We start from the raw sequence: 16,153 nt of genomic DNA on the forward strand, positions 1-16,153 counted from the left end.
AAAAAACCTGTTACAGAAACTTTAGATTATGCAATTTACCTTACATAAAAACGCTACAGGCGAGAGCCGTGCTCGCCGTGGTACGGTTCATCTCGCTCATGGCGATGTGCAAACCCCTGCCTTTATGCCTGTCGGTACTTATGGCACCGTCAAAGGCATGCTGCCGCGGGATATCCACGAAATCGGTGCCGAAATCATCTTAGGCAATACCTTTCATTTGTGGCTGCGTCCCACCACCGATGTCATTAACAAATTTGGTGGCTTACATGACTTTATCGGTTGGAACAAGCCGATTTTAACCGATTCCGGCGGTTTTCAAGTCTTTAGCCTTGGTGCAATGCGTAAAATCAAAGAAGAAGGCGTCTATTTTCGCTCGCCCATTGATGGCGCAAAGGTGTTTTTATCCCCCGAAATATCGATGCAAATTCAATATTCACTGAACTCAGACATCGTCATGCAGTTTGATGAATGCACGCCCTATCCTGCAACGCCTAGCGAAGCGGATACATCGCTTGAACTATCGCTGCGTTGGGGCGAGCGCTGTAAAAATGAGCATGAAAAACTGGGTAACCAGAATGCTTTGTTTGGTATTATCCAAGGCAGTATGTATCGCAACCTTCGCGAAAAATCCCTAGAAGGGTTGCTCGCTATTGGGTTTGATGGCTATGCCATTGGTGGGCTGTCAGTCGGTGAGCCAAAAGAAGAAATGATGGCAGTGCTTGATTACTTACCCGATGATATGCCAGCCGATAAGCCCAGATACTTGATGGGCGTGGGTAAACCTGAAGATATCGTGGAAGCGGTACGCCGCGGTGTTGATATGTTTGATTGCGTGATGCCAACACGTAATGCGCGAAATGGTCATTATTTCACCACTTTTGGCGCCGTTAAAATTAAAAATGCGGTGCACCGATTTGACCAAAGTCCGCTTGATAGCGAATGTGATTGTTATACTTGTCAGAATTTTAGCCGCGCCTATTTGCATCATTTGTTCAAGTGCAATGAAATGCTATCGGCACAGTTGGGCACCATACACAATTTACGTTACTATCAGCGCTTGATGGCAGATATCCGTCAGTCCATTGAAGATGATAAGTTTGATGCGTTTGTCGATACTTTTTATCAGCAGCAAAACTTACCAAAACCAGATTTGCATTTGACCTAAAAAACACTTAAAAACACCTAAAAAAAAGAGCCGATTTGGCTCTTTTTTACTTTTTATAAGCTGCTGTTGATACGCTAAATAGCAATGCTATCCTTTCTTAATATCTTATCTTACCACGTTATCTGACTAAGCCGCGTTCGCTATGAATCAGGGAATCCAATAGCAATTGTACCAAAGGTTCTTGGGGTAATAGCTGCTCGGTCACTGCGACAATGGCTTCTTCTTTGGTCAGTCCTGAACGGAAAATCACCCGATAAGCCTGGCGTAGATAATCGATAGTTTGCTTTGACCAACCTTTGCGGCGCATGCCTTCGATATTAAGACCATGGCTTTTGGCAGGGTTGCCAGATACCATGTTAAAAGCCGCAACATCTTTTAAAATCAAGCTGGCGCCACCAATCAAACTATAATCATCAATGCTACAAAACTGGTGAATACCTGAATTACCACCGACAATCACATGGTTACCGATGCGGACATGCCCTGCAATCCCCACATTATTAGCCACAATGTTGTCGCTCCCAATCACGCAATCGTGCGCAATATGGGTATTGACCATAAACAGATTACGGCTACCAACGCGTGTGATGCCTTTATCTTGTACCGTGCCGCGATGAATGCTACAGGCTTCGCGAATGCGATTGTCATCGCCAATTTCTAGCCACGTCTCCTCGCCTTGGTATTTGAGATCTTGGCAGTCTTCGCCGATGCTAGCGAATTGAAAAATCTGGTTACGCTCACCGATACGGGTAAACTTGCTAACGACAACATGGGGGTGAAGCACGGTCTGTGCCCCAATTGTGACATGTTCACCAATAATACAATACGGCCCTATCTTGACCGACGGGTGTATCGTTGCAGTGGCATCAATAATCGCCGTTGGGTGAATCGTCATGAAAAATCCTTATACCAGCCTACTATTCAAGAACAATTAAAAATACAGGTTTAGCTGAAACCATAGGTAAAGCTAACCATAAACAGCAGGTTAAAATAAAAACGACATTATAGCATTTTTACTAAAGTATGCCATTTTTATCAAGGATTTTGCTTAACTTAAACAGATTTTATCGGTATAGCTTATTAAAAACGCGCCTTATTCAGACCATGTAAAAATGATGTTAAAGTCATGACTGAGGATATTGGGTACGCTGCTCTGCAATGGTGATTTCTGCACTGGCTGCCAACTCATCGCCCACGCAAGCTGTACAACTAAATTTATAGATACTGTGACGCTCCATGGTTTTTTCGGCACGTAAAATGAGCTGATCACCGGGGATGACTTGACGTTTAAAACGTACTTTATCGACCCCAGCAAACAGATAAATATAGCCATCTCTTGGTTTGACATTTTTGCTGATAAAACCCAGTACACCCGCTACCTGCGCCATGGCTTCAATCATTAAAACACCTGGCATGATAGGCTCTTCAGGAAAGTGACCGTTAAAAAAAGGCTCGTTAATGGTGATGTTTTTAAGACCGGTAATCCACTCGTTCGGTTTTACCGCAGTGACTCTGTCTAATAGCATAAAAGGATAACGGTGAGGCAGATAATCACGTAACACAACGGCATTGAGAGGTAATGTCACCCCAATCTGTGCAAGGCCAGCGATGTCTTCATCAATTAACTTATCAAAATCCATGGATATATCCTTTATACTTTTAAATATCTTTATCAAAAAAATAGATTTGTGAAAAACAACCATTGTAACGGTTTTAAGATTGAGTTTACAGTTGTTTTCTCAAATTATTTGATGGATAAAGGTAACGATTAACTTTTTGGTTTGCCAAGTTGCTTAAAATTAATATAGGCTCTTTTCCATAAGCTATTGGGCATCACTGGCATGCCTGAAGAATATACACCCGGTTGGTGAATCGATTTGGTTACCATCGTCATGCCAGTAATCGTGACATCATCACAAATTTTGATATGACCTGCAAAACCTGATGCGCCACCAATCATACAGCGTTTACCAATTTCTGTACTGCCAGCAATCCCCACACACGCTGCAATCGCCGTGCCAGCACCAATTTTCACATTGTGGGCAATTTGCACCAAATTATCGATAATGACATGATTACCGATAACCGTATCATTCAGCGCGCCGCGATCGATACAGGTATGGCTGCCTACGCTGACATGATCGCCCAATACCACTCGCCCTAATTGGTGAATTTTTTGCCACCCTACTTCATCTGTACTGCCTTTAGGGGCAAAGCCAAACCCGTCATTGCCAATGCTGGCATGACTGTGCAAGCTGACATATTTACCCAATACACAATCATGCCCGATATATACGTGCGGCGCAATCAAGCTACCTTCGCCAATCACGACATTGGGCTGAATATTGACTTGGGCCTCAATCTTGACGCCATCACCAATGACGCAGTTATCACCGATTTGGCTATACGCACCAATACGCACATTGTCGCCCAATTGCAGATTGTTACCCAAAATGGCAGTCGGGTGAATCAAACTAGCGGATAAATTAGGGTTGATTGTCTGATGATACGCTTGGGTCGGTTCAAACAATGCCGTCAGTTTGGCATATGCGGCATAAGGTGATTTGACCACGATGGCAACGCTATGGCTTGGGCTTTTTTCCTGTAAGGATGCGGGGACTAGCACGGCACCAGCGCCCGTGGTTTGCAATTTTGATTCAAATAGAGGATTGGCGATAAACGTGATATCGGTGCCAGTGGCATCCTCAAGAGAGGCGATTTTGGAAATTTGTTTCTGCAAATCTTGGTCGGTTTGCGCATCCCCTTGGTCAATGACGTCACTACCTAAAAAATCCAAAATTTGTGTGAGGGTGAACGCCATTTAATTACTCCAATCGTTTGCTTAAAATTTGCCTTAATTTTACACAGAAAATAAAAAACGCAATAGTCGAATATTGCGTTTTTGCTAAAACCTCTGAGCTTAAAAAATATTATTTTACTTGATCGTTAATCGCTTTGGTAAAATCTGCCGTTACATCCCATTCAGGTTTGACATAACTGACCGTTCTATCACGATTATCAATGAGCACATCAATATTTTTTTGACGCACAATAGTTTCTTTAATGGCTTGGATTTTGGGGAGAATTCGCTGCATCACTTCTGCCTCATTGGTATCAATGATGGACTGGATTTGACTGGCAACCTGTTCATAGTTTTGTAGGTTGGTTTGAATTTGCTTACGCAAATCATCCTTCTGTGCTTGGGTCATCTGAGCGTTTTGCGTGGCATATTGTTTTTGCAAACGCTCAATGGTGGCTTTGTAGCTGTCAAGCTGCTGCTGCTTTGGTTTGACCGCCGCTTGCACCACGCCAATTTTGGTTTTGGCGATGTTAGTATTGTTAATGGCAACTTGGGAATTCCAAACCGCAACGGTATTGGCAAAAACTGGCATTGCCAATACACTCAAAATACTCGCTGTGGCTAACTGAGTCATTATTTTCATATACATAGACCTTTTAGAATGTACGTCCAATTTCGAACTGTACATTATCGATTTTATCTTTATCTTTATCATTGAGCGGAACAGCATAGCTTAATGAGATTGGGCCAATGGGGGTAATCCAAGTGAAGCCTGCACCCGCGCTAAAACGCATGTCATTGTCTTTTTCATTTAATAGCGATACGGTATTGTCACCCACTGTGACTTTTTGGTCATATTTATTGGTGGTGTCAAACACTTGCGCCCCTTCAACAAATAACACAGGACGGATTTGGTCTGCCCAATCGCCTTTAAACGGCATCGGCAAGATTAATTCAGTACCCACTTGCGCAAGTGCATTACCGCCAATCTCTTCTGGGTAATTATCGACCCCATTATTATTCTTCACTGGATAATAACGATTACTGGTAGGGCCTAAAGTGGCATTCTCATAACCACGCACTGAGCCATAACCCCCTGCGAAGAAGTTTTCCCAGAAAGGTAAATCGTTACCATATCCTAACTTGGTATAACCGCGCAGTACGGTATTTTTTAGGAATGGTCGATAGTAGTTGCCTTGGTAGACCAGTTTTTGGTAGGTGGCATCACCAAAGGCCAGTTCCAAATTGACGTTATGTGACATACCTTTGGTTGGAAAACGTCCACGGTCAAGCGTGTTCATATTCCAGCCTAAATTTAGGCTAGCGGTATTAAATGGGTCTGATTCGAATGATTCATTGCCATCGGAGTCTGAACCTATTTCAAGATTGCCTTCGTCTTTTAAGTATTGATAGTTTGATACCGCTAACAAAGCGCCTGCTTTGATTTTGGTACTATCAAGTGTGAGACCGGCACTTAAACTCTTATTTTCATCAATCGGATAGCTAAAACCTAAGGTGCCGCCATACGAATCGGTGACATAGTTTGAAATGTTTTTGCTGTCATATTTGGTTTTGCGTGCATAGATACTGGCACTTTGCGATATCCCATCTGGGGTAAAGTACGGGTTGGTATAGCCCAAATTATAACTATCTAACGTCTCAGAACGCGATAACGAAATATTGACCTGATTACCTGTACCCAAAAAGTTAGATTGACTTAAACCTGCTTGGAAAGTGATACCACCACTTTGTGAATAACCAGCCGCAATGGTACTGGTACCTGATGGTTGCTCCTCTACTGCGACATTGATATCCACCTGATCGGGTGTGTTAGGGACAGGTTTGACATCCATGTTGACAGTTTTGAAGAAGCCTGTACGCATTAAACGCGTGCGCGACAAATCGATTTTTTCATTGGCGGCTAATGTGCCTTCCATTTGGCGCATTTCTCGGCGCAATACTTCATCAGCTGTTTTATTGTTACCGGTAAAATTGATACGGCGCACATATACAGGACGCACAGGATCAATAAAGAAATCAACATCTACCGTGCGAGTGTCCTCATTGATACGCGGCACTGGACGGATTTGGGCAAAATAGTAGCCATCGTTACCATACAATGTGCCTAGATTTTGTAAGGTTGTCGTCATTTGACGTTGTGAATAACGCTCACCTGGCTTAAATGCCACCTGCTTACGAAGCTTGTCGGTGTCGTAGTTGGGCGTACCCATAAAGTTGACATTGCCAAATTTATATTGCTCACCTTCAGTAAGATTGAGCTCAATAAACACTTTATCTTTTTCTGGACTTAAATTAATGGTGGCATCATTGATGGTGAATTTGACGAAGCCCGCGTTTTGGTACATGGCAGTGACATTTTCTAAACTTGCCGCAAGCTTTTCTTTGGCATAGCGGTCAGATTTGCTAATCACATTGATCCATGAGCTTTCTTTGATGCTCATCGCCTGTCTGATTTCTTTGTCGCTAAAATGTTTGTTACCAATCACCTTGATATCGACAACACGCGCCGCTTTACCTTCAACAAAATTAAATTTAAGCGCGACACGGTTATTGTCTAAAGGCGTTTGGGTCACATTAACTTCGCTATTATAATACCCTTGCTGATTGTATTGCTGTTTTAGCTCATTTTGGACTTGCTCAACTGTCGCCTGTTTTAATACATTGCCTTCTACGATGCCAATACGTTTTAGGCCTTCGGTCAATGCTTCTTTTGGAATCAGTTTATTACCGTCATAAGTGACATTTGCGATAATTGGGCGCTCTACCACGTCAAATACCAATTTATTGCCTGATTGGGATGCTTTAACGTCTGAGAAATTGCCAGTTTCATAGAGGGCTTTGATACTAGCTGCGATATTGGCATCGTTTGCTACTTCACCGGTATTGACAGCAAGCACGGGATAGAGGTTATCAGCGGATACCCGTGTCAATCCATTAAATTGAATATCGCTCACGGTAAAATTTGCCGCTTGTGCATACGAGGTAACGAGTGCTAACGGTGCAACCAAAAATAACGCTGAATTTCGCATATAACTTGTTTCCGAATTGACGACTGCCCAAAGATAATGCATGAAACCTGTCACTTTTAGGTATCCAAAATTAGTTATCCAAAGGTATTTACCAAAGTTTGGTAATCTAGGCTTGGTAATCTAAGTTTGGTTCGCTAAAAATGACAAATGCTATCAAAAAGGGTGACTTGATTAAACTTCTAGTAATAGTTTGTCTTTGATGTGTAGCTTGTATTATCAAAGTACAAGAGATCCGTAAATAAATTTTACTGGCATAAGGTAAGCTAAATTTTGCGTAAAGTCTAGCGAAAAAACAAAACTACAAATCAATATTTTAGCCAAATTTGGGTCGGTTAAAACAAGCGTGAGATATCGTTACCAATCGCCAACAGCATGAAACCTGCAAGCAAAACTAAACCAATATTCATTCCCATCATTTGTATTTTTTCGGGCATGGGTTTACCAAAAATAGCCTCATAGGCATACATGACAATATGACCGCCATCGAGCACAGGTACTGGTAATAAATTGAGCACAGCGAGGCTTAAACTGATAATCGCCATAAACGACAATACCGCTTCCCAACCGATGCTAAAACTTTGATTGGCGACTTTGGCAATGGTAATGGGGCCTGATAGGTTCTCTACCCCAATGGTGCCCGTCAACATTTTACCCATTGATTTGAGGGTCATGGCACTTAAATCGACAGTTTGATGCACAGATTTTTCCACCGCTTGGATGGGCGTATATTGAATGGTTTTTATATACTCAGGTGGCGGTGTAACCTTAGATGCCATTGCAGCTGCGCCAATCTGTCCAAATCGATTGCCCATGGTATCTTTTTTTGCTTGTGGCATGACTTTTAAGGGGATGATTTTGCCTTGGCGCTGTATTTCAAGGGTTAATAACTGCTCGGGGCTTGATTTGACAACTTGTGAAAACGCCAGCCAATCGCTCACCGGTTGACCGTTGACACGGCTGATGGTATCACCGACTTGCAGGCCTTGACGCGCGGCAGCGCTATTTGGGACAATTTCACCGACCACCGCAGGAATTTTTGGTTGCCACGGAATCGCGCCTAGACTATCAATGGGATTGGTTGCTTTACCCGGTTCTGCTTTCATAAAGCGCTGTATCGGCACGACAACATTGGTTTGACCCTGCGCGGCATTCACCGTTAAATTAACTTGTCCCGACTCACCCATGCGATCGGCTAACGCATAGTTAATATCCTGCCAACTTTGGATAGGTTTATTATCGACCGCAACAATTTCGTCACCAACTGTGAGACTGGTTTGACTGACGGGTGAATTGGGTAAAATACTGCCAACTTTGGTCGCCAATACTTGGGTTGGGGTGATAAATAGCAGCCAATACAAAAAAATCGCAATGAGTAAGTTCATCACCGGACCTGCTGCGACGATGGCGATTTTTTTCCAAGGTTGTTGGGTATTAAAGGCTAAATGACGTTCGGCTGGATTGACTTTGCCTTCTCGCTCATCGAGCATTTTGACATAGCCGCCAAGCGGAATCGCAGAGACAGCATAATTAATCCCAGTTTTTTTACTGGTCCAGCTTAGCAGCTTTGGACCAAACCCAATTGAATAGGTCAATACCTTGACACCGCACAGCCGAGCAACAATGTAATGCCCCCACTCATGTAGCGCAACCAAAGGTCCTAGTACCACAATCGCAGCTAAAACGGTCAAGATGAAATTCATGGCTATCCTTTTGACAAAATCACAGGCTAAAAATAATTTAACTATCGTTATCTTAATAAGTTATGTCGTCATTTTTAACGATTATCAACCAGTGTTGCCAACTATTTTTAAGCTTTTTTTAAGCGTTTAAATCGGCAATACATTGGTGTGCTTGTTCACGGCTTAGTTTATCGACCGCCAAAATCGCTTGCAATGACCCAATCGACTGTTTTTCGGCTTGCAATAGCACTTTTTCATTGATATCAGCAATATCGGTTAAACGGATGTCGCCATCCAAAAACGCTTGAACGGCTATCTCATTACTGGCATTTAAGGCGATACACGCATAGCTGCCTTGTTGCATGGCTTGATAAGCCAACCCTAGGCATTTAAACTTTTCTAAATCAGGTCGGACAAAATTTAAATTACTTAACTTAAAAATGTCTAATCGTTCCACCCCACTGCTGATACGATTGGGGTATGCCATAGCATGGGCAATGGGGGTACGCATATCAGGACTGCCTAACTGCGCTAAAAAACTACCATCGTTGTATTCAACCATGGAGTGTACGATGCTTTGCGGATGTATGACCACTTCAATCTCAGAGACCGGCATATCAAATAAAAAACTCGCTTCAATCAGCTCCAAGCCTTTATTCATCATAGTAGCACTATCTACCGATATTTTTTGCCCCATGGACCAGTTCGGGTGTTTGACAGCTTCTGCAACGCTGGCGCTTTTCATATCATCGAGTGTTTTGTGTAAAAATGGTCCACCTGAGGCCGTTAACCAAAGCTTTTTAATACCATGGTTATCATCATGAATGGCATTGCGCTGTTGTTGCACCGCGGTAGGCAAGCATTGAAAAATGGCATTGTGCTCACTATCAATTGGGAGCAATTTGGCATTTGACTGCTTGACGGCTTTAATCATCAGCTCACCTGCCATCACTAACGCTTCTTTATTGGCGAGCAAAATAGTTTTGCCCGCGTTAGCCGCTGCCAGCGTTGATGGCAAGCCTGCAGCGCCGACAATAGCCGCAACCACCATGTCCACTTCTGCTAGCGTGGCAAGCTCAACCAAACCTTGCTCACCAATCAAAATCTTGCAGCCTAGATTAGCCTCACGGAGCATCTGCGCAAATGTTGTTTCCTTTTCTTTGGAAACACAAACATAAGTTGGCTCAAATTTCTGGCAAATGCTCAACAGTTTATCGAGCCGTGAAAACCCTGTCACCCCGACCACGTTATACAAATCAGGATGCTGACTGACGACCGATAGCGTACTATCGCCGATAGAGCCTGTTGCGCCCATGATAGCAATGTTTTTTTGCGGTATAGTGTGACTTGAAGATAGCATTACAATGACCTAGTAAGTTGCGGGCAGACGGCGGTTAAACCTAACATTTTGCGTTTACAGCGGCAAATTGCCACTGTGGTAAGCATATTAACACGCGAGAAGATTTTTAAGCATCAATCAAAAAGCAGTTGCGCAAAAAAGATTGAATGAAACACAAGCTTGCATTGATTAGTGAATTAAACAAATTGATATTGGCTAGATTGGTATTGAGCACATTAATATTAAGCAGATGTGAAAATTTTTGAAAGCTAACCCAATCTAGCATTAAATTAAGCCGTAAAATTTCATCGCCCAAAACCCCAACGCAAAAATTGGCACTGCTGAAAGCTGCGAATCAATACGATCAAGAATACCCCCATGCCCTGGCAACAATGCCCCGGCATCTTTTACACCAGCATGGCGCTTTAGCATACTTTCAAATAAATCACCGAACACGGACATGATGATAGTGAGCAACGATAACAGCAAAAACAACCCGATAGCCGTCATCGACCAATCGTTTAACAACCCAAAGGATACACCAATCACCACAAGCGTACCCGTGGCAAGTCCACCCAGTAAGCCTTCCACACTTTTATTGGGTGAGACGTGCGGGGACATCTTGCGTCTACCAAGTTTTCGTCCGACAAAGTAAGCACCGCTATCCGCGCACCACACCAATACAAACACATATAGCAGCCACCAAGCTGAAAGTGACCACAGATAATACATCGCCGTGATGGCGGATGACAGTATAATCATACCGATGACGTATAAATGCTTACCATACCAAGCTTGCGTATTATTGGGATAACGGCGAATCCAGCCAATCGCTACCAACCAAATCAGCGCCGCAACCAGCCAAAAAAACACCCAAGAGGCTATACTACCAGTCAGCTTTGCTATCACCAATAACACACTGACAACCCCTAGCATCACAAGGGTATACATATAATCAATTGGCTTGGCAGGTTTGGTGGGAATTTGGGTGATAGGCGGTACATAACTGTCGGGATTTTGTTCAAGTGACGGCATGAGCTTTGACCACTCAAAAGCCCCAAAGCCTGCACCGACAAACAATAGCGGCAACATCAAAATAGGCTCGCGGGTAGCAAACATTGCAACGCCAACAATCACTAACAAAATAATGGCGGTTCTAATGCGTTCCCACATGACAATTCCTATTGATTAATTAAAAGCCCAAACCTAATAATTGCTCGCTGGTCTTACCAAATCGACGCTCACGACCCATGAAAATATCAATCATTTGGTCTAATTCAGCCGCCTTGAAATCTGGCCAAAGCGTTTCGGTAAAAAATAACTCAGCATACGCACATTGCCAAAGTAAAAAATTAGAAATGCGGTAATCACCCCCTGTACGGATTAACATATCAACGGCGGGTAAATCCGATAGCGACAGGTGCCGTGCAAAATCGTCTTGGGTAATGGCATCGGCAGTAAGCGCGCCTTGTGCCACTTGCTTGGCAACTTGGCGGCAGGCATTGACGATATCCCACTGACCGCCGTAGCTGATAGCAATCACCAAACTCATCTTAATAAAATGGGCAGTTTGCTCTTCTGCATCTTGCATAATCGCGCGTAAATGCGGCGTCAAGGCACCCCTATCCCCGATAAAGCGCAAAGAAATTTGATGACGCAGCATCCGCGGTAATTGGTCATGGACGGTTTGCTCCAGTAGCTTCATCAATAACGCCACTTCATTGGCTGGGCGCTGCCAATTTTCGCTAGAAAAAGCAAATACCGTCAACGCACGTATACCAATATCCATACAATGCTCAACCAAAGGGTCTAAATTATCTTTGCCGGCAATATGCCCGCCACCGGTTGGTAGCCCATGTGCTTTGGCATATCGGTTATTGCCATCCATAATGATGGCAATATGTTGTGGCATTGCTGCCTTTGACTCAACCATGACCTACTTCTTATGAATTGGTTCTTTTATTGGATAAATAACGATTAAACGGCCATTAACTCTGCTTCTTTGCTAGAGAGCATCTTATCAATGTTATCAATGTATTTATCGGTCATTTTTTGGATGTCGTCATTGGCGCGGCGTTCATCGTCTTCTGAGATTTGCTTGTCTTTTACCAAGGCTTTCAAGGCGTTGTTGGCATCACGGCGAGCATTACGCACAGATACACGGCGCTCTTCGGCTTCATGACGTGCCAATTTTTGCATATCTTTACGGGTTTCTTCTGTCAATGCGGGTAGTGGTACCCGAATCACTTCTGCGCTCATTGGGTTGAGACCCAAATCTGATTCACGAATTGCTTTGTCGACTGCCTGCACCATGCTACGGTCAAAAGGCTGCACTAACAGGGTACGCGAGTCTTCAACGTTGATGCTCGCCACTTGATTAAGTGGCATCTCAGAGCCATAGTAAGACACCATCACACCCTGCAAAATACCAGGATGGGCACGGCCCGTACGTAATTTGCTAAAGGCATTTTCTAAGGCTTCAATTGCCTTTTTCATTTTGTCTTCGCCTTGTTTTTTAATATCATTAATCATGTTGTATCCTTTTAAAACTCTGTATGTCAAATTTAGAAAGTATTTTAGTTTATAAACTAAACTATTTTAGTGATTGATAACTTTGGTGCCTTCTGCCTCGCCCATCACCACATGAAGTAGCGCATTGGGTTTTGCCATATCAAATACCTGCAGCGGTACGTTATGCTCACGCAGCAAGGCAATCGCAGTCAAATCCATCACGCCCAACTTTTGATCCAGCACTTGGTCAAAGGTGAGTTCGTCGTATTTGACGGCATCGTCATGGTTGTTTGGGTCTTTGTTATAGACGCCATCGACTTTGGTGGCTTTTAGAATTAAATTGGCTTCAATCTCGATGCCACGTAAACAGGCTGCGGTATCGGTAGTAAAAAACGGATTGCCGGTACCTGCGACAAACACGCACACTTCATTGTTTTGTAAATAGCGAATAGCGTTGCGGCTGCTGTAGTTTTCAGTCACTTCGCCAATTGGCAAGGCTGACATCAAACGGCATTTGATATTACGGCGCTCCAAGGCGTCACGCATCGCTAAGCCATTCATTACGGTTGCAAGCATACCCATTTGGTCGCCTGTGACACGGCCCACTAGGCCTTGTTTTTGTAGCGCAGCGCCACGATACAAGTTGCCACCACCGACCACGATACCCACTTGCACACCCAATCCTACCAAGTGCGCAATCGCAAGACTCATGTTGTCTAATACGCCTGAATCAATCCCCATATCATTTTTGCCTGCCAGGGCCTCGCCAGAGAGTTTGAGCAAAATACGTTGGTAACGGGGAGCTTTATCAGACATGGTTGACCTCTTGTTGGCTGTTAGATAGCAAATAATGCAAATGGCGAAATTTTAACAAAATTAACGGTTTTTAGATAGTGTAAAGATAATTTCAACAGTCATTTTAATTTTTACCCTGCTCTAACTTCGAGAATTCAATCGGCTTTAGCCATCAAATTATCAAGGTGCTATATTACTCAAGGCACTATATTAATGCCTGGATTAATGTGTGGCTGAATGAGAAAACAGATTAATCACAATCACACCCAATACAATTAGACTCATACCAGCGATGGCGGGTAAATCCAGTTTATTACCCAAAATAAAGTAACCAATGATAGCAGTTAACACAATACCTATCCCTGACCAAATGGCATAAGCTATCCCCAGTGGTATGATTTTTATGACTTGCGAAAGAAGATAAAAAGCAATCCCAAAACAAATCACGGTGGTGATAGTGGGCAAGGGTTTGCTAAACCCCTCTGATTTCGCCAAAAAAGTTGAACCAGTAACTTCACTAATAATCGCAATCGCTAAAAGACTATACGCTAACATTGATTGAGACATGACAATCCTTATCTTTATAAGAGTTCACCTGTAAAACTGGCAAAAAGGTCATACTCATTGGCTTCATCAATGGTGACAGTCAAAAATTCACCGACTTTAACCGATGCATCAATATTATCTACATACACGTGACCGTCAATTTCTGGCGCATCGGCATAGCTACGGCAAATGGCGATATTTTCTTCTTCATCAATCTCATCCACCAGCACTTTTAAGGTTTTACCGACTTTCTCAGCCAGTTTTTCGGCACTGATTTGTTGCTGTAGCGCCATCAGTCGTTCATAGCGTTGTTGTTTGATAGCTTCTGGCACAGGGTTCGGCAAGTCGTTTGCCGCCGCGCCTTCTATTTCTGAATAGGTAAACGCCCCTACTCTGTCTAATCGCGCCTCTTTGAGCCAGTCAAGCAAATATTCAAAATCTTCTTCCGTCTCGCCAGGGAAACCCACCACGAAGGTGGAGCGAATGACAATATCGGGGCAAATCGAGCGCCAAGTTTTGATGCGCTCCAGTACGTTTTCGCTATGCGCGGGGCGCTTCATGGCTTTGAGCACCTTGGGGCTGGCATGTTGGAATGGGATATCAAGGTATGGCAGTAGCTTGTCTTCACTCATCAGTTTGACCACAGCATCGACATGCGGGTAAGGATAGATGTAATGCAAACGCACCCAAATGCCCAGTCGATTCAGTGCCTCGCACATATCGTAAAATTTGGATTTGATGGGCATACCATTCCAAAAACTGGTTTTGTATTTAAGATCTACCCCATAGGCTGAGGTATCTTGCGAGATAATTAATAGCTCTTTGACGCCTGCGTTTTTGAGCGCAGCCGCTTCAGTCATGATACTGTCAATCGGGCGACTAACGAGGTCACCACGAAAGCTTGGGATAATACAAAATGTGCAACGGTGGTTACAACCTTCGGATATTTTGACATAAGCATAATGTTTTGGCGTAAGCTTAATGCCCGCATCATTGATTAGGTCGATTTTTGGGTCGTAAGTTTTTGATGGCGCAGGTTTTGGCACATAATGCGACACGGCATTGACGACTTCTTCATAGGCATGTGCGCCAGTCACCGCAAGCACGGCTGGGTGCATGGTTTTGATTTTTTCGGCATCTTTGCCAAGGCAACCGGTGACAATCACCTTACCGTTTTTGGTAATCGCCTCACCAATGGCGTCAAGCGATTCTTGCACCGCAGATTCGATAAAGCCGCAAGTATTGACCACCACCAAATCTGCGCCATCATAGTCACTGGCGACTTGGTAGCCATCACGGCTAAGCTCGGTGATAATGCGCTCGCTATCCACCAAGGCTTTGGGGCAGCCAAGCGACACAAAGCCAATCTTAGGCGCTTTTATCGTTGCTATATCTTGAGCCAGTTGGTGCGCCGTTTGGCTAGCGCTTTGACCTACAGTACGGTTTTCGTTATGATTGGCTTGGTGGTGGGTAGCAGGTTTATTGGTAAATTGGGGATTAAAAACTTGCGGTTGGCTTGGCATGACTATCACTTTTAAAAAATTTAATCTGACTATTTTACTCGGTTTAGATTAATTTACCAAATTTTCTAAAAAGATATTACCTGTCCAATTCCTTGAATTACAAAAATTTATCGACTTATGATTTAAAAAATTGACATTTTTAAGTTATGATAAATTTATAATTTTTATAAGCGCAAGGATTAGCAATGAACTTAAAAAATCTATTGTCAATTACCCTACCTTGTTTTGTTGCTTTGCCAGTATTCGCCCACGCGGATTTTCAAAGCCCAAGTGGCAATATCGTCTGCTCAACCAGTGTCAATAATAATCCGAATGGTGGTGTAATGTGCTACATTACTGATATGACAAACGCAAAACCTGCACAACCACGTCCTAGAGATTGTGACTTTGATTGGGGACAAGGATTCCGAGTTGAAAAAACGGGTAAAGCTACAATGCTTTGCTACAGCGACTATCCATTTGATAATCACCCAACTGTGCTAAATTACGGGCAGACACTAAAAGGTAAAACTTATCAATGTACAAGCAAAACCACTGGCATGACATGTAAAAATAACAGCGGTCATGGATTTACCTTGAGTAAAAATTCTCAAAAACTTTTCTAATTATCTTTGCAAATATAAAAAATCCGCTCATTAAATTGGCGGATTTTTGTTAAATATAAAATTTAAGGTGGCGAAATTTAAGTCAAGCTAGTAGATGTATCGATATTTGAGTTGTCAGTTAAGTTACCAATGGGTAGCTA

At 43.2% G+C, this 16,153-nt stretch carries 15 protein-coding genes; 2 read left to right on the plus strand and 13 right to left on the minus strand.

The window, feature by feature from the left end:
- The first annotated feature begins 28 nt into the window (after nt 1–28).
- Nucleotides 29–1,165, plus strand: coding sequence for a tRNA guanosine(34) transglycosylase Tgt (gene tgt, locus RTJ53_RS02760; protein WP_312275736.1), 1,137 nt, complete (start codon nt 29–31; stop codon nt 1,163–1,165).
- Between the two features lie 118 nt (nt 1,166–1,283).
- On the opposite strand, the gene lpxA is transcribed toward tgt, so the two are convergent.
- From lpxA to rimO, 13 genes are all read right to left on the minus strand, one after another.
- Nucleotides 1,284–2,060: an acyl-ACP--UDP-N-acetylglucosamine O-acyltransferase gene (gene lpxA / locus RTJ53_RS02765; protein ID WP_138018921.1), complete on the minus strand. Its 777-nt coding sequence runs from the start codon at nt 2,058–2,060 to the stop codon at nt 1,284–1,286.
- A 229-nt stretch (nt 2,061–2,289) separates the two neighbouring features.
- Nucleotides 2,290–2,805, minus strand: coding sequence for a 3-hydroxyacyl-ACP dehydratase FabZ (gene fabZ / locus RTJ53_RS02770; RefSeq protein WP_312275737.1), 516 nt, complete (start codon nt 2,803–2,805; stop codon nt 2,290–2,292).
- A gap of 128 nt (nt 2,806–2,933) precedes the next feature.
- Nucleotides 2,934–3,986: a UDP-3-O-(3-hydroxymyristoyl)glucosamine N-acyltransferase gene (gene lpxD / locus RTJ53_RS02775; RefSeq protein ID WP_312275738.1), complete on the minus strand. Its 1,053-nt coding sequence runs from the start codon at nt 3,984–3,986 to the stop codon at nt 2,934–2,936.
- Between the two features lie 109 nt (nt 3,987–4,095).
- Nucleotides 4,096–4,608: an OmpH/Skp family outer membrane protein gene (locus tag RTJ53_RS02780; protein ID WP_312275739.1), complete on the minus strand. Its 513-nt coding sequence runs from the start codon at nt 4,606–4,608 to the stop codon at nt 4,096–4,098.
- 13 nt (nt 4,609–4,621) lie between these two features.
- Nucleotides 4,622–7,015 carry an outer membrane protein assembly factor BamA gene (gene bamA, locus RTJ53_RS02785; protein ID WP_312275740.1) on the minus strand — a complete coding sequence of 798 codons (2,394 nt, stop codon included), beginning with the start codon at nt 7,013–7,015 and terminating at the stop codon, nt 4,622–4,624.
- Nucleotides 7,016–7,347: 332 nt separating this feature from the next.
- Entirely contained in the window at nt 7,348–8,715 is a 1,368-nt protein-coding gene (gene rseP / locus RTJ53_RS02790) for an RIP metalloprotease RseP (RefSeq protein ID WP_312275741.1), read from the minus strand.
- A gap of 118 nt (nt 8,716–8,833) precedes the next feature.
- Complete coding sequence (gene ispC, locus RTJ53_RS02795; protein WP_312275742.1) at nt 8,834–10,054, minus strand: 1-deoxy-D-xylulose-5-phosphate reductoisomerase; 1,221 nt, start codon at nt 10,052–10,054, stop codon at nt 8,834–8,836.
- Nucleotides 10,055–10,318: 264 nt separating this feature from the next.
- Nucleotides 10,319–11,206: a phosphatidate cytidylyltransferase gene (locus RTJ53_RS02800; protein WP_312275743.1), complete on the minus strand. Its 888-nt coding sequence runs from the start codon at nt 11,204–11,206 to the stop codon at nt 10,319–10,321.
- Between the two features lie 19 nt (nt 11,207–11,225).
- A complete protein-coding gene (gene uppS, locus RTJ53_RS02805; RefSeq protein ID WP_312275744.1) occupies nt 11,226–11,966 on the minus strand; it encodes a polyprenyl diphosphate synthase in 741 nt (246 codons plus the stop codon).
- Nucleotides 11,967–12,010: 44 nt separating this feature from the next.
- Nucleotides 12,011–12,565, minus strand: a complete 555-nt coding sequence (frr, locus tag RTJ53_RS02810) for a ribosome recycling factor (RefSeq protein ID WP_312275745.1) — start codon at nt 12,563–12,565, stop codon at nt 12,011–12,013.
- Nucleotides 12,566–12,631: 66 nt separating this feature from the next.
- Entirely contained in the window at nt 12,632–13,360 is a 729-nt protein-coding gene (gene pyrH / locus RTJ53_RS02815) for a UMP kinase (protein ID WP_007116804.1), read from the minus strand.
- Nucleotides 13,361–13,561: 201 nt separating this feature from the next.
- The gene (locus RTJ53_RS02820) at nt 13,562–13,906 is read right to left on the minus strand and encodes a DMT family transporter (protein WP_312275746.1); all 345 of its coding nucleotides are present in this window, start codon (nt 13,904–13,906) and stop codon (nt 13,562–13,564) included.
- Nucleotides 13,907–13,920: 14 nt separating this feature from the next.
- Nucleotides 13,921–15,408: a 30S ribosomal protein S12 methylthiotransferase RimO gene (gene rimO / locus RTJ53_RS02825; RefSeq protein ID WP_312275747.1), complete on the minus strand. Its 1,488-nt coding sequence runs from the start codon at nt 15,406–15,408 to the stop codon at nt 13,921–13,923.
- A gap of 185 nt (nt 15,409–15,593) precedes the next feature.
- On the opposite strand from rimO, the gene RTJ53_RS02830 reads away from it, so the two are divergent.
- Nucleotides 15,594–16,013: a DUF6636 domain-containing protein gene (locus RTJ53_RS02830; RefSeq protein WP_312275748.1), complete on the plus strand. Its 420-nt coding sequence runs from the start codon at nt 15,594–15,596 to the stop codon at nt 16,011–16,013.
- Nucleotides 16,014–16,153: the final 140 nt, after the last annotated feature.

It is taken from the genome of Moraxella sp. CTOTU46711 (genome assembly GCF_031975715.1).
GTDB lineage: Bacteria > Pseudomonadota > Gammaproteobacteria > Pseudomonadales > Moraxellaceae > Faucicola.